Consider the following 13,410-nt stretch of genomic DNA (forward strand, 5'->3'; position numbering starts at 1 on the left):
CCCGAAAAACCGACGCCCCACCCGCCCTCGCCGCCAGACGAAAACCCGCAGCGTGAACGGGCCGTCATCAACCGAGTCCATAAAACCCCGTTTAACCACACCAGAAGGATCTCCTCGGTTAAATCCGACCCTCCACCAACCGCTCGCCGATCACACGCCTCCTCCCAGCTCCGCTCGCCCTTCCCGGTCACCCGAAGACCCCGTGCCGGACCCGTCCCCGCCGGTAAATGAGGACTCGCAGCGTGAGCGGGCCGTGGTCAGCCGGGTCATCACAGCCCCGTCCAAGCACACGAGCATGATCTCCTCGGTTAGATCCGTCCCTTCACCAACCGCTCGCCGATCACACGCCTCCTCCCAGCTCCGCTCGGCCTCCACGGCCGCCCACGGAACCGGAGCCCCGGGCCCGTCCCCGCCGGTAAATGAGAACTCGCAGCGTAAGCGGGCCGTCGTCAATCGGGTCATCAACAAACCTGGCCCAGCACCGCGGGGCCCGGTTCGAGCTCGACCACCACGTCAACCTGCGGCGGGCGGCCACTCGTTCGTCCGGAGCAGCCGGGAGGTCCGGCCGACGCCGCTGGAATGTTGTTACCGGCCTATGACGTGCGGCTTGGCCAGGGGCACGCCGGAATGATCTCTCCCGCTAGACCCGACCCTCCACCAAAGGCCGATCATTAGCTCCCATCACGGGCGCCCGACACATACACACCCTTCGGACACCTTGAATTCGAGCAGGGGAGACCCGAACGTACTCGGTCGTCGCACACGAACCTCACCGATGACATGACCTGCCATGCACCAGAAGCAGCGAGCGAAGCCTCCGACACCACGACCTACGTCAGCGACCCCGAACGAGGTGCACGGTGCCAGGCCAATGACCCACCACCTCGGCCGCGCCCTCATCAGGCTGACCGTCGGTTCCGGGCCGGGAGTGGCCGTCATACCGCCGCTTCTCGGCGGCGTCGTCGGCGCGGGAATCGCCCGAACGACCACGCCCAGTAGAAACGTCCCACCGATAGGGGACGGCCGGAGCATTCGCGGAGCCGATCCCTACATAACCCAGCCACCGCGCCGCCCCACCCCGAAGGCCCGTACTAGCGCACACGACCCACAACTACGGAAGGGACGCCCGGAGCCGCCCAATGACCCGCAGAATCTCTCCCCGATGCTTGGCCGACTTCAACCACGCCGGCAGTTTGGCCACCATGGTCATCCCGACATACTCCCCGCGTTCCCGGAGCCGAGCCCCGACATACCCCTCCAAGAGGTCCAGATGGCGCTCGTTGAACGCCCACAGAGTCCGCCCCCCGCAGCAATCCGCCCGCAGCCACAGCGGCTGCCCGAAGTACGGATCGACCGCACCACCCCAGCGCGACACCCCACCGGACCAGTCCCTCACGTGCCCACAGTCACGACACCCGAGCCGCCGAGGCCCCCAGGCCGAGTAACGAGCACGCAGTTCCGGCCACGGCACCACCTCAGCGCACTCCCGGCAGGCCGGACAGACCACTTGCACGGGATCCTCCGCTAAGCCGTACAACGACACATCAGAATCAACAAACCGCTCCGGATTCACGCCCCCATCCTCCCCGCCACCCAGACCACAACGCACCCACGTTTCCGAATCGGCCGATCATGGCCCCTAGACTCCCCGGGAACCCCCGCAGCAGAGGCCCCTATGGCACTCGCGCGCAAGAAATCACGCCGAATCACCATCGGCGGCACCGAACTCCGCTGGAAAGTGCGCAGCCGCCCCACCTACTGCCAGGCCATGGGCTGGACCCCACTGTCCTTCACGGTCCAGCACGCCAGCGGGTCGGGCGCCCGCCTGGAGGTCTCCCTGCCATGCGCTCACCCCCAGCAACGCACTGTGCATCCCCCCAGGCGTGACCACCGCCATCACCAAGGCAATGGCCCTCGGCTGGCACCCCTCAAAACCCGGCCCCCAACTCACCCTGCCACTGGACCACACAACACACGCGCGCCCTGCGCAGAGCAGGGGACGACGCTGACGGGGCCCAGCGTCGTAGCCGTACTCCGCTGACGTACCTTCCAGGATCGGAAGGGTCTCTGCCCTAGGCGCATCCGAAGGATCGAACCTCTACCCCCCTGATCCGCAGGCTCCGAACCGTCCGCATCAGTCCCGTCCTCTGGCTCTTCGCCTGCTGGTCGCCCAAAGTCGTCTACAAGGATCCGAGGCCAGGATCCGTGTGCCGCCAACCGTGGCACCCGGGGAGCCAGCCGGAGAGGCTCCGGAGAGCGCGCACCTAGTCACCATGAACGCCACGCTGACTCGCCCGGTTCGCGCGGACCTGCATCTTCCGGACCTAGAGGGGAACCTGCGGCCCATGCATGATCAGTGCCATGGAGACTCTCACGTTGCAGCGACCGTTTAGTCCGTGGCGCTACGGAGTCGGCCACTCAGAACTGTTGATGCATAGCCATGCAGGCACGGGCAGCGACGAACACATCAACGTCCTGTTCGTAGACGTCCGAGCCGTCAAGCTCCGCACGTCCTACAACCCGCTGATTCTCCAGGCGGCAGATGAGCAGGTGCGACTCGGCCTGCTGGACTTCGCCCAGGTGCCGCAGCGATTTCATGCCCAGTTCCTAAGCCTGGTCTTGCCCACACCGGACGCTGAGCCCGGCTTCATCGTGTGCGCCCGCGCGAGCATCCTGGCCACGGCTTCCACCGACCGTGCCGAGGTCTACGGCTGGAACCGCGACCATTCGCGTGTGCTCCACCGGCTGAGTCCAAGCTGAGCGCCTTCCGTGCAACCGAAGGTGCAAGGTGACTTCGAACAAGATCAGCAAAGGCTGACCGGGCGGCGGCTGAGGCCATGAGCGACGCCCTCTTCGGGACCTGATCGAAGCCCGTGGCTCCCATGGCCCACGCAAGAGGCCCCTTCCATGATCGGAAGGGGCCTCTGAGTTGGGCGCACCCGAAGGGATTCGAACCCCTAACCTTCTGATCCGTAGTCAGATGCTCTATCCGTTGAGCTACGGGTGCTTGCCGGGATCACTGTACCGGCTCCGTGGACCTCACCGCGAATCGGTTGACCGATGCGTGGGCCGCAAACTGTGAGCTGTGTCACGGAACCCTTTGTGGTGGAGGTACGCCAAAGGGGTGATTGCGACGGGTGTGACCACGGGGGTCCCTGTCGTTCGAAGCCCCACCCCCCTGAAGGAGATTCCACATGCGCATGTCCGCCACCAAGCTGATCGGTGCTCTCGCCGTCGGTGGCTTGTTGCTCGGTTCCACGGGCTGCGGGGCGGTCGACGCCCTTGCCGGAGGCAAGAAGTCGACGGCGTGCAAGAACATCGAGAGCGAGCTGCGGAGCTTCTCCACCAGCAGTATGTCGATGACGTCGTCCGGCGGCGCCTCGGCGACCGCCCAGAAGTTCTCCGACACGGCGGCCAAGGTCCGCTCGGAGGGCCAGAACGCCGGTGGCGACGTCGAGACCGCCGCGACCGCGTTCGCGGGTGACCTCGACAAGACGGCCGAGATGCTGCGGAACCTCAGCTCCGGCAACACCTCGTCCATGGGACAGCCCAACGTCGCCGACATCCAGCGGCACGGCAATGACCTTGCCGACGCCTGCGGGTTCAACGGCTTCCGGCTGGGCGGCTGATCGTCGGCGGTCCGCTCCCGCGGCCCCGGGGGCGGAACGCCGGCTCGTTGCCTTCGCGTAGTGGCGGGGTCTCCGACTATGCTTCTGGAACCCGCGGCTTGGACTTTGCCGGTTGGCTCGCCGAACCGGTAACCTGTCTAGGCCTGACGGCACTGGAGGATTCGCCTAGTCCGGTCTATGGCGCCGCACTGCTAATGCGGTTTGGGTTCACGCCCATCCGGGGTTCAAATCCCCGATCCTCCGCCACTTGACCAGGGGTTCCACGCTGTGTTCTGTGGAACCCCTGGTTCTTTACTGATCTCTAGTTGCGTTTGTTGTTGCAGTTCACCCGGTTTCGAGCCCCCGCAGTGCTCGTCCGATTCGCTCTCCAGCGTCGCCAACCTGCGAGTCCGCCACCTGGGTGTACCGCTCGGTTGTGGTGACCCGGCATGTCCCGGGATTTTCTGGATCACTCGGATGTGCACGTTCTGGGCCGTCAGTAACTGCCGGGCGGTGTGACGAGCGTCGTGTAGCCGACCGTCGGGCGCGCCAGCCCGTTTCAGCAGCGCCTTTCACGCCTTCCGGTCTTCGGTGCGGGCCGGTGGACGACCGTTGCGCTGGGCGAAGACCACGTCCCAGTCCTCTCAGGCGTCGCCCGCTCGCACCTCCTTCTCCGACTGCTGCTGCTCGTGTTGCTCCGGTAGCTGCGGAAGCAACTCGGGTGGGCACTGCACGTCACCTTGCGGCTGCGCTTCCGGGGGACGAGTAGCCGAAATGTCGCCCGTCTCGGTGGAGTTCGCCGAACGCGTCCGCTGCGGACGAGAACAGTACGAAGCCGGACAGGCAGGCATGGGGGACGCCGGGCTCCGCGAGATGGCCCAGCGTGTGCACGAGAGCCTGGTCGACTCATCGGACAATCCGGAAGTGGAGTTGGTGCCTGCGGCCCGCGTTGACGCCTGCGACAGGTCACCAGGCTCCGCCGACCATGAGTTCGTGTGGAGGACGCGGTCGGATTCCGCACATGGGGCAGCAGCGGGAAGCGCCGCTCTTGCGTTTGATGCCCGTTCGCGGGGCCAGCCGCCGCTCGATCCCGGCGTTGGCGCGGTGCCGGTCTCGTGTTGGGCGAGGTGGCCCGTCAGGTCGCGGGTCCGGCTCATTTTGGAGGAGGTTCGCGTCAGCGGCGGTGATTTCGTCAAGCTGGCCCGGGCGGTTCGAACTCAGCGATCCCATCGCCATCCGGGTTGGCGGGGAGCAGGCCCGTGATGACGGCGAAGGTCGCCAGGGCCAAGGGGAACATTCCCCCATCGATCTGGACGTCTTCCGGGCAGCTGGTGACGGTGTTCGGCCTGGTGCCTAGTGCCAGGGGCTCGGTCTGCCCCGCTCGCACCGGGGGCCCGGAGGGGTCAGAGCTGCGCTCCAGCACTGGGTGGTAACCGCTCGGGATTGAGAGCCGCGGCCGTTTTGACGGTACCAAGGAAGAAGATGGCCCGCATGCCGCACACCACTCGTCCACCGATCGTGGACATCACCAAAGACATTCCTGAATTGGCCGCCCACGCCCGTACGGCCGTCCGGCTGCACCCCCGGCAAGGCGACCAGGGTCCAGATGACAGCAGCATCGGAGGGCCGCTGCGCTGGCCTGCGGACGAGCCCTGGCCCGCGTGCGACCTGCCGCACGGTCGTGGCCGGTCCGCCGCAGCGCCGGTCGCAATGGTGCCGATCGCGCAGATATACGCAGCCGATGTCCCCGCCTACCCTTTTCCGCAGGACAGCGACCTTCTGCAAATCCTGTGGTGCCCCAATCACGACGCGATATGGCCGGACGCCAAGATCAGCGTGCGGTGGCGCCGCGCGGACGAGGTCACCGCCGTGCTGGCCGACCCGCCGAAGCCCGACCTGGTCGAGGAGGAGTGGCTGGTGCCGGTCCCCTGCGTGCTCGACCCCGAACCGATCACCGAGTATCCATACGAGGAAGAGCTCCCCCGGCAGATCCAGGACGCGCTCAGGGAATGGGAGACCGGCTATCCCGCCTACCAGTACGGCCTGTCGATCGCGTCTGGCTGCAAGATGGGTGGTGGTATGTCCTGGAACGTCACCGACATGGGAGATCCGCCGACCTGCGAGCAGTGCGGTGCTCCCGCCCATCTGATCCTGCAGTTGGACAGCTCCGAATGGGGCGGCGAGGCCGACCACGACGGCGGACCACCCCGCTGGCAGCCCATCGAGGACGCCAACCTCGATGACGACGCCTACTGGGCCGCAATAGAGCCGACCGGTCTGCAAATCGGTCGCTACAGTCACGGCGGCTTCTTCGGCTGCTCCGCCGATCATCGGCACACGGTGACGTTCCACTGCCAATGAACGGTCACGCCGGGAGGACGTCCTCGATCAGAGGGAACTGGACCCGCTCGACGACGGCTCCGCCTTCTAGCTGCTCAGTGGTCTGTTCGCCTATGACTAGCGGTTAGGGAGTTCGAAGACACATCTACTGAACTGCCGTACTTCCCGGGTAATGCCGGGCGTGCCTGTAAGGCCGGACGCGCGGTGTGCAGCTGTCGGTAGGACGCGGCGCGACTTCGGGCGGGCGCAGACCCCACCGTCGGCACAGGTGGTCCGCGGCGGTGGCGGTCATGCCCGCCAACAACTCCATGGTGTAGCCGACCTGGTCACCAACCAGCAGTGACAAGGGCCGCGCGATCGGGATTTCGGCCAGGTCGAAGCGTCGTACGGCCGCCCACCTGTCCCGCAGGTCCCCGGCACCGATCTGCGCCTCCGGTTTGAGGATCTTCACGCTGGGCTCGCTCGACCGCCAGCCGGAGCGACCTGGCACCGTGCTCGGAACTGAGGAGGCGGTCCAGTTGCGGCCGCCACTCCGACGTCGGCCTGCCGTCTGAGATCAGTACCAGCGTGACGTCGTACGCACGCGCCGGAATCGTCTCCTCGTCGTCGAGGATTCGCCGGGCCATCTCGAAGGCCTCGCCTATCGGCGTACCGTCCGGGCCACCAACGGCCTCCATGTCCACCCCTGTCGCCGAGGCGGCGGGCACCGGACGCTGATGCAGCACTACGCCCTGGCCACCGAAGGCGATCACACCGAGGTTGATCTCCCCGAGGGGAACGCTCACGGCCAGCGCTCGAACCATGTGTTAGTGGCTTTTGGTCAGGTGTGTGGGGTGGGGTGTTCATGGGTCAGTTCGGTTAGGCGGTGGGTCAGGTAGCGGCGGTCGGGGGTGGTGCGGGCGAGGGTCAGGGCCTCGCGGTAGGCGGTGGCCGCGGCTTTGTGGTGGCCCAGGCGGCGGAGGAGGTCGGCGCGGGTGGCGGGGAGGAGGTGGTAGTCCGGTAGGGCGGCTTCCAGGTCTCTGAGTAGGGCCAGGCCTGCTTCTGGGCCGTCCGCCATGGCGACGGCGACGGCTCGGTTCAGGTGGACGACCGGGCTCGGGGTCAGTTCGGCCAGTCGGTCGTAGAGGGCGGCTATCTGCGGCCAGTCGGTATGCGCGGGTGTGGGGGCGGTGGCGTGGCAGGCCGCGATCGCGGCCTGAATTTGGTAAGGGCCGGGTGTGCCCTGGTTCAGGGCGTTGTTCAGGTGCGCGATGCCCTCGGTGATCGACGTGTGGTCCCAGCGGGTGCGGTCCTGGTCTTCGAGGGGGATGAGGTCGCCTGCGGTGTCCTGGCGGGCGGCGCGGCGGGAGTGTTGGAGCAGGAGGAGGGCGAGCAGGCCGGTGATCTCCGGGTCGTCCGGCATCAGGCCGTGCAGGACGCGGGCCAGCCGGATCGCCTCCGCGCACAGGTCCACGCGCAGGGGGTCGGGGCCTTCCGTCGCCGCGTAGCCCTCGTTGAACAGCAGGTAGACGACGCCGAGGACGGACGCCGTCCGCTGTGGCAGCAGGTGCGCGGGCGGTATCCGGTACGGGATGCCCGCGTCCCGGATCTTGCGTTTGGCGCGGACGAGCCGCTGCGCCATCGCCGGTTCGGCGACAAGGAAGGCGCGGGCGATCTCGGCGGTGGTCAGACCGAGGAGTGTCCGGAGGGTGAGCGCCACCCGGGCCTCGATCGTCAGCGCCGGATGGCAGCAGGTGAAGATGAGTCGGAGGCGGTCGTCGGTGATTCCGCTCGGGTCGGGCGGGTCCTGCGGGCCGTTCATCGTGTCCCATTCCCTGAGCTTTGCGTGCTCTGTACGGCCGCGCCGGATCCGGTTGAGGGCGTGGTTGCGTGCCGCGGTTGTCAGCCAGGCGCCCGGACGGTCGGGGACGCCGTCGTCCGGCCACCGTTCGAGGGCACGGGTGAACGCCTCCTGGGCGCATTCCTCGGCGAGGTCCCAGTCGCCGGTCATGCGGATGAGGGTCGCGACGACCCGTCCCCACTCGTTGCGGAAGGCCGCCGCGACCGCGGCTTCGGCGGGGTCCGTCACTCCTCCCAGAGCGGTCGGACCTCGATCGATCCCCGTTGGGCCGTGGGGTGCTTGGACGCGATTTCCAGTGCCTCTTCCAGGTCAGCGCATTCGATGAGGTCGAATCCGAGGATCTGTTCCTTGGTCTCGGTGAAGGGGCCGTCCGACAGGATCGTTTCGCCGTCCCGCACCCGGACGGTCGTGGCGGTGTCGGTGAGGCGGAGCCTGGCGCCCAGCTTGCGCACGTTGCGGGCGTCCATCTTTTCGACCCAGTCGATGGTGTCTTCCTCAAGCAGGGCCAGTTCGTCCGCGGTGAGCTCGGCGTTCTCGTCGCCGCAGATCAGCATTAGGTATTTCATGTTCGCTCCTTCTCCAGAGTGGGGACTTGCGCCGGCTCGGAAACTCGTCGCGGGCGCGGTGTCGCGAGCAGTAGCCCGGCGATGACCGCGCCTGCCAGGGCGATTCCGGCGGCGGTGTCGAAGGCCGTGCGGAAACCGTCGACCGTGCCCGTGCGGGATCCGACGGTGGACGCGACGGCCACGCCGAGCGCGCCGCCGAGCTGGAACGCCGCGGTGTTCAACCCGGACGCGAGCCCCGAGTCCCGGTCGGTGGCCGCGGACAGCGCCGCGACCGTTGCCCCCACCGCGCACGTTCCCAGGCCCGTCCCGAACAGGAACAGGCCGGGGAAAAGGCCGGTGAGATATGTGCTGTTCTCGGTGATCTGGCCCAGGGCGAGGCAACCGGCGGCCATGAAAACCAGGCCCGTCGTCGCCACCGGTCGCACGTCCACGCGTCCGATCGCCGACTGCGCCGCGTACGAACCGACCACCGCCATCACGGGCAGGACGGCGGTGGCGAGCCCGAACTCCAGCGGCGAGTAGTCGAGGACGCCCTGCGCGTACTGCGACACGGTGAACGACGTCCCGAACGCGGCGACCGCGGTCACCAGCATCGCGAGGTTCCCGCCGTTCAACCGCCGCGACCGGAAGATCCGCAGCGGCACGAGGGGCGCCGCCGACCGCGTCTCGATCCACACGAACAGGGCGCCCGCCGCCACGGCGATGAGCAGCGCACCAATCGTGGAGGGGCCCGTCCAGCCGGTTTCCGGCACCCGAACGATCCCGTACACCGCCGCGGACACCGCCAGCGTGACGGTCAGCGCCCCCAACGGGTCGTACGCCCGCGCCGTCCCCTTGCTCTCGCTCAGCAGCGCGGGCCCGAGCGCGAGCAGCACCGCCGCGACCGGCACATTGAGGAAGAACACCCATGGCCAGCCGAGTGCGTCGGTCACAGTTCCGCCGACGAGCAGGGCCGCCGTGGCCCCGAATCCGCCGACGCTCGACCAGATCGCCAGTGCCTTGTGGCGTGCCGGTCCCTCCTTGAAGGTCGCGGTGACCAGGGAGAGCGCGCTCGGTGCCATCAGGGCGGCCGAGATTCCCTGGACGACACGTGCGGCGATGAGCGCGCCGCCCGTCCAGGCGAGCCCGCAGAGAAGGGACGCCACGAGGAACAAGGCCGTTCCGGTGAGGAATGTTCGGCGCCTGCCCAACAGGTCCGCGGCCCGTCCGCCGAGCAACATGAGCCCGCCGAAGCCGAGCAGGTAGGCGCTCAGCACCCACTGCGCCCCGCCGCCCGAGAACCCCAGATCCTGGTCGATCGACGGCAGTGCGAGTAGCACGATCTGCGCGTCCAGGATCACCATGAAGTTCGCTGTGCAGAGCAATGCCAGTGCGGCCCACCTGCGCGGCTTGATGCCGTCCTCGGCCATGGCCCCTCCCTACAGGATCGCTGTCTCCTCACCTCGACAATCGGGACGGCGCGAAATCGACACCGGACGAGAAGAAACTTCGAAGAATCCCCGTTCTGTACAGAACGTACGGTTGCGACACCCGGCGACGATCTCGGCCGGTCGACCGAGACCAGGGCTTGGACGCGAGCGTCCGCACGCTCCCCGCGTTCGCCGCGCGGAGTGGGTGGCGTACTGGACGTGGAGGACGAGCCGGAGCAGGTGTGGGGACGGCTGGCCCAGCCGTGCAGAGATTTCGCGGAGCGGCGGCTGATGGAGGCGTTGGTGAGACGCGTCCGCGGACGTCGTGCAGGGCCTGACCGTGCACCCGGGCCGGCGTCCGCGGCAACCGTGAGTAGTCCAACAGCGCGTCCCGCAGCAAAACCCGAACGTGGTGCTGATCCCAGCCCTGGTGTTCAGCTCAGGCGCCGAAAGCGTCCGGTCGGGCCCGTGCAGGTAAGGAGCGTTGTGGATGTGGTCGTCCTGGGCTTCTGGCCGTCACAGACCACACCGGCACGGAGCGACCACCCCGATGACGTCACTCGTCCTGCTTCGCCTCGGAGTCCTCGATCGGGCCGTCGCCGTCCGCCTCGACTGCGAGCTTCGCCAACCGGGCGGGCAGAGGCAGCTGGTACTTCTCAGCGAGGAAGAGCGTCTGAGCGTAGAGACGGGCTTGCTTCGCGACATCTCCCATGACCCAGGCGTTGGTTCCCGCCGACGTCACGATCGAGACGACAGGGATCCCCTTCGCTACCTTCCCGACTGGCACGTGAGAACTCTTGTTCCACTGCTTCATCAGCTTCTCAAGGGCCGCGAGAAGCTTGTGATCGTCACGGAGTTTCTGGCTCCATTTCTTCCGTCCCTTGGCGGCCACCGCGGCGAGATGTGCGTTGTGGTTCGTTGATGCCTTGGGCAGCTGCTCCGCAAAGGATCGAGCCACCATTCGCCCCACGACCTGCCGGAGTTCCGGGTCGGTCGCATCGAAACCATAGGCATAGCAGACGCGGGTCGCGATCGCCGTCGTCAACACCTGCATGACGATGATGTCCGCGGAGATCGCCGCCGCCCCGCCCGCGACCGGAACGAGGGCGAGGGCGCCGAGCGCGGCCCCCTCGGCCGCTCCGAAGGAACGCCATTTCAGTACCAGGTTCCGGACGACCTCATCGAGTTCGGCGAGGTCCAGTCCACGAAGGTCTTCCAATGACGCAACGTCGCGACCGCGGTCCCGATGAAAGTCGATGACCTTCTGCGGATTCGTGAGCTCCACCGCCCAGTCGTTGGCCAGGTCGACCAGTCGTACGGCGCCCTCTGCGACCGGAGTGAGCACAGTCTCGGCCGCACGCTCTCCCATGGCTTTGAGGGACTCGGGGGCGGCTTCGACCACTGCGGTTCCCGCGCGTCCCATGACGTCTTTCGTTCTCGCCCCGGCGGCTTCGACGGCGGCCCGAGCCCTGGCCGGCACCAACCGTCGCCGGTCGACCTTACGCTGCCAGTGGGTCTCAAGCGCCGCCCACGTGCGCGATTCGTACGGGGACATCCGCAAGGTCGCCGACGCCGTCGTCGAGCCGTTGTCCGAGGCGGGGGACGGAACGTCCATGACAGGTGAGTCGGCGGCGTGGCTTTGACCGTCCTCCTCAAGATCAGAGGGTGACGTCGAGTCCGAGGAGTCCTGCATGGTCTTCCTTCCATGATGGCGTGCGACGACCGCCCGAGAACGGCCTGCAAAATCTTCAGGGTTTCTCTCTCGCGTGCAAGCCCGAGGCTTGACGTCCAACCGGTCCTGTGATGAGGGAACGGTAGCCATCCGTGGGGTTCCATCTGCTCGCAGTGACGAAATCGGTGCGAAAGGCCGACCAGGGATGCTCTCGTCCACCGGCCGCCCACTTCGTCGGCAGTCGAGCCCGAGACCGACGGGAAGTTTGCGGTGTGAGGTGGCACCGACGTGTCGGCTCAGCGAGTTGGTGGCCGGTTCAGGACGCGACCTTGGCTCGTGCCGCCTCCGCGAACAGCGGGTTGGTCATTGCGACGATCTTGGGCTGGAACTTGCCCTTCGCGCACACCAGGCCCGTCGCCTTCTCCTTGGGGGCGAGGCTCGTGGTGGGGATCTGGTCCTCGTAGTCGCCGAGGGCGGAGCCGCTGTCGTGCTTGGTGTTGTCGGTGTCGGTGAGTGAGAAGTAGAGCGGGTTCACTTCGAGCTGCTTCTTGGTCTGGTTGGTGACGGTCACCTTGACGCAGGACAGCGGGCCGCCGTCGCTCAGGACGCTCCTCTTGGCGCGCGCCCGCTTGGCGGTGAGCTTGATCGGAAAGGTCTTGGCCTTGGTCGTGCCGCCACCCGCGCCCTCGGGCTTGCCGGAGCCTTCCGACTGGACGGCGACCGGTTCCTGTTCGAGCTCGCATCCGGCGGTGAGGACGGCGACCGCGACGAGTCCGATGATGATCTTGCGCATGGGGGTGCTCCTTCGTTTCCGGGCGCGTCCGTAGGGGGCGCCATCGGTGGGGCTTGTGGGTGAGAGGGCCGCCGCCCGCTGAGCTGGCTGGGAGGACGGCGAAGAGGAGCGGAAGGCGGTGGACCTTCGTGTGGGCTGACGGGCGTTAGGTCATCGTGATGAGCTGGAAGAACTCCTCGGCGTCGATGACCGTGATCTCGTGACCGGATTCGCGGAGCCGCTCCGCCTTGGCGAGCTTGCCCGTCTTCCGCGCGCCCGGGGCGAGTTGGTGACGCTCGATGCCGCCGACCACCAGCAGGTCGACATATCTGGTGACGTTGAGGACGGTCCGGGCTCCGAGGGCCGTGATCCGTGCGGCGGCTGCCGCCCTCGTCATTCCGGGCAGTGAGCCGGTGAAGCAGACGGTCAGTCCAGAGAACGGGTTGTCCGGGTCGGCGTCGGGGGCGGCGTCCGGAAACGGTTCGCGGCGTGCGGCCCCCCGATACCTGCAGCCCTGCCGGACACCGTTGCGGTAGGAGCCCATCTGGATCCTGTGGACGGCGAGGAGTTCGTCGAGGGTGCTCGTTCCCTGCCGTTTCAGCGCGGCGAGCATCACCTGGGCGGCTGCCCGGGCGTCGTCACCGGCGTTGTGGTGGTGTGGCAGGGCGATGCCCAGGGCGTCGGCGAGGACCGGGAGCTTGTAGGCGAGGAGGCCGGTCCAGGTTCGGCGTGCGACCACGAGCGTGCAGGCGAACCGGAGGTCCGGGACGGGGAGGCCGCTCGCCTCGCACGCGGCGGCGAGGACTCCGATGTCGAAGGCCGCGTTGTGTGCGACTAACGGGGTGTCGCCGGCGAACTGGACGATGCGCTCCAGCGTCTCCGGCCAGCCGGGGGCGTCCCTGACGTCGTAGGCCGTGATGCCGTGGACGCCGACGTTGAAGGCATCGAAGTGATCGTGCCCCTCCGGCGGCCGGATCAGCGATGACCACTCCTCGACGATCTGGCCTTCCTTCACCTTCGCCAGTCCGACCGAGCACGGGCTTCCCCGCAGGGAGTTCGCCGTCTCGAAGTCGATGGCCGTCCAAGCCGTCATCCGTCGCCCCTCCGCATCGAGCCGCTGAAAGCACGACCATGAGAGCATGAAGTGAAAGCACTGTCAAATAGGAAGAGTCGCTTCGGTGGTGTACAGTGGCGATGCTCCCG

General features: G+C 67.4%; 12 protein-coding genes and 2 tRNA genes. 4 read left to right on the top strand and 10 right to left on the bottom strand.

Going from position 1 to position 13,410, the window contains the following annotated elements; all coding sequences use genetic code 11:
- Positions 1-1,111: 1,111 nt before the first annotated feature.
- Together BZB76_RS04565 and BZB76_RS36630 are read right to left on the bottom strand one after the other, a co-directional pair.
- Positions 1,112-1,396 (bottom strand): hypothetical protein, encoded by a 285-nt coding sequence (locus BZB76_RS04565; protein ID WP_147449311.1) that lies wholly within the window; start codon positions 1,394-1,396, stop codon positions 1,112-1,114.
- A gap of 173 nt (positions 1,397-1,569) precedes the next feature.
- The gene (locus BZB76_RS36630; RefSeq protein WP_147449312.1) at positions 1,570-1,713 is read right to left on the bottom strand and encodes a twin-arginine translocation signal domain-containing protein; all 144 of its coding nucleotides are present in this window, start codon (positions 1,711-1,713) and stop codon (positions 1,570-1,572) included.
- Positions 1,714-2,361: 648 nt separating this feature from the next.
- Here BZB76_RS36630 and BZB76_RS04575 point away from each other — a divergent pair.
- Positions 2,362-2,760, top strand: coding sequence for a hypothetical protein (locus BZB76_RS04575; protein ID WP_121432990.1), 399 nt, complete (start codon positions 2,362-2,364; stop codon positions 2,758-2,760).
- Between the two features lie 174 nt (positions 2,761-2,934).
- Here the strand turns inward: BZB76_RS04575 and BZB76_RS04580 are convergent.
- Positions 2,935-3,007: transfer RNA gene (locus BZB76_RS04580), tRNA-Arg, on the bottom strand.
- 187 nt (positions 3,008-3,194) lie between these two features.
- Between BZB76_RS04580 and BZB76_RS04585 the strand changes: the two genes are divergently transcribed.
- The 3 genes from BZB76_RS04585 to BZB76_RS04600 all read left to right on the top strand — a co-directional run bounded on the left by BZB76_RS04585 (position 3,195) and on the right by BZB76_RS04600 (position 5,969).
- A complete protein-coding gene (locus tag BZB76_RS04585) occupies positions 3,195-3,629 on the top strand; it encodes a hypothetical protein (RefSeq protein ID WP_117397253.1) in 435 nt (144 codons plus the stop codon).
- A 154-nt stretch (positions 3,630-3,783) separates the two neighbouring features.
- Positions 3,784-3,875 (top strand) — tRNA-Ser (locus tag BZB76_RS04590).
- A 1,224-nt stretch (positions 3,876-5,099) separates the two neighbouring features.
- The gene (locus BZB76_RS04600; RefSeq protein WP_147449313.1) at positions 5,100-5,969 is read left to right on the top strand and encodes a YwqG family protein; all 870 of its coding nucleotides are present in this window, start codon (positions 5,100-5,102) and stop codon (positions 5,967-5,969) included.
- Positions 5,970-6,274: 305 nt separating this feature from the next.
- Here the strand turns inward: BZB76_RS04600 and BZB76_RS34120 are convergent, their stop codons facing one another.
- The 7 genes from BZB76_RS34120 to BZB76_RS04635 all read right to left on the bottom strand — a co-directional run bounded on the left by BZB76_RS34120 (position 6,275) and on the right by BZB76_RS04635 (position 13,300).
- On the bottom strand, positions 6,275-6,733 hold the full coding sequence (locus BZB76_RS34120; RefSeq protein WP_147449314.1) for a vWA domain-containing protein: 459 nt from the start codon (positions 6,731-6,733) through the stop codon (positions 6,275-6,277).
- A gap of 35 nt (positions 6,734-6,768) precedes the next feature.
- Positions 6,769-8,016 carry an RNA polymerase sigma factor gene (locus tag BZB76_RS04610; protein ID WP_121432994.1) on the bottom strand — a complete coding sequence of 416 codons (1,248 nt, stop codon included), beginning with the start codon at positions 8,014-8,016 and terminating at the stop codon, positions 6,769-6,771.
- Positions 8,013-8,354, bottom strand: coding sequence for a YciI family protein (locus BZB76_RS04615; protein WP_121432995.1), 342 nt, complete (start codon positions 8,352-8,354; stop codon positions 8,013-8,015). The genes BZB76_RS04610 and BZB76_RS04615 overlap by 4 nt, the downstream gene beginning before the upstream one ends.
- A complete protein-coding gene (locus BZB76_RS04620; RefSeq protein ID WP_121432996.1) occupies positions 8,351-9,763 on the bottom strand; it encodes an MFS transporter in 1,413 nt (470 codons plus the stop codon). The genes BZB76_RS04615 and BZB76_RS04620 overlap by 4 nt, the downstream gene beginning before the upstream one ends.
- A gap of 556 nt (positions 9,764-10,319) precedes the next feature.
- A complete protein-coding gene (locus BZB76_RS04625; protein ID WP_170180505.1) occupies positions 10,320-11,456 on the bottom strand; it encodes an EcsC family protein in 1,137 nt (378 codons plus the stop codon).
- A gap of 295 nt (positions 11,457-11,751) precedes the next feature.
- A complete protein-coding gene (locus tag BZB76_RS04630) occupies positions 11,752-12,228 on the bottom strand; it encodes a DUF4352 domain-containing protein (protein ID WP_121432998.1) in 477 nt (158 codons plus the stop codon).
- 145 nt (positions 12,229-12,373) lie between these two features.
- Complete coding sequence (locus BZB76_RS04635) at positions 12,374-13,300, bottom strand: exonuclease domain-containing protein (protein WP_170180506.1); 927 nt, start codon at positions 13,298-13,300, stop codon at positions 12,374-12,376.
- Between the last annotated feature and the right edge of the window lie 110 nt (positions 13,301-13,410).

It is taken from the genome of Actinomadura pelletieri DSM 43383 (assembly GCF_003634705.1).
Taxonomy (GTDB): domain Bacteria; phylum Actinomycetota; class Actinomycetes; order Streptosporangiales; family Streptosporangiaceae; genus Spirillospora; species Spirillospora pelletieri.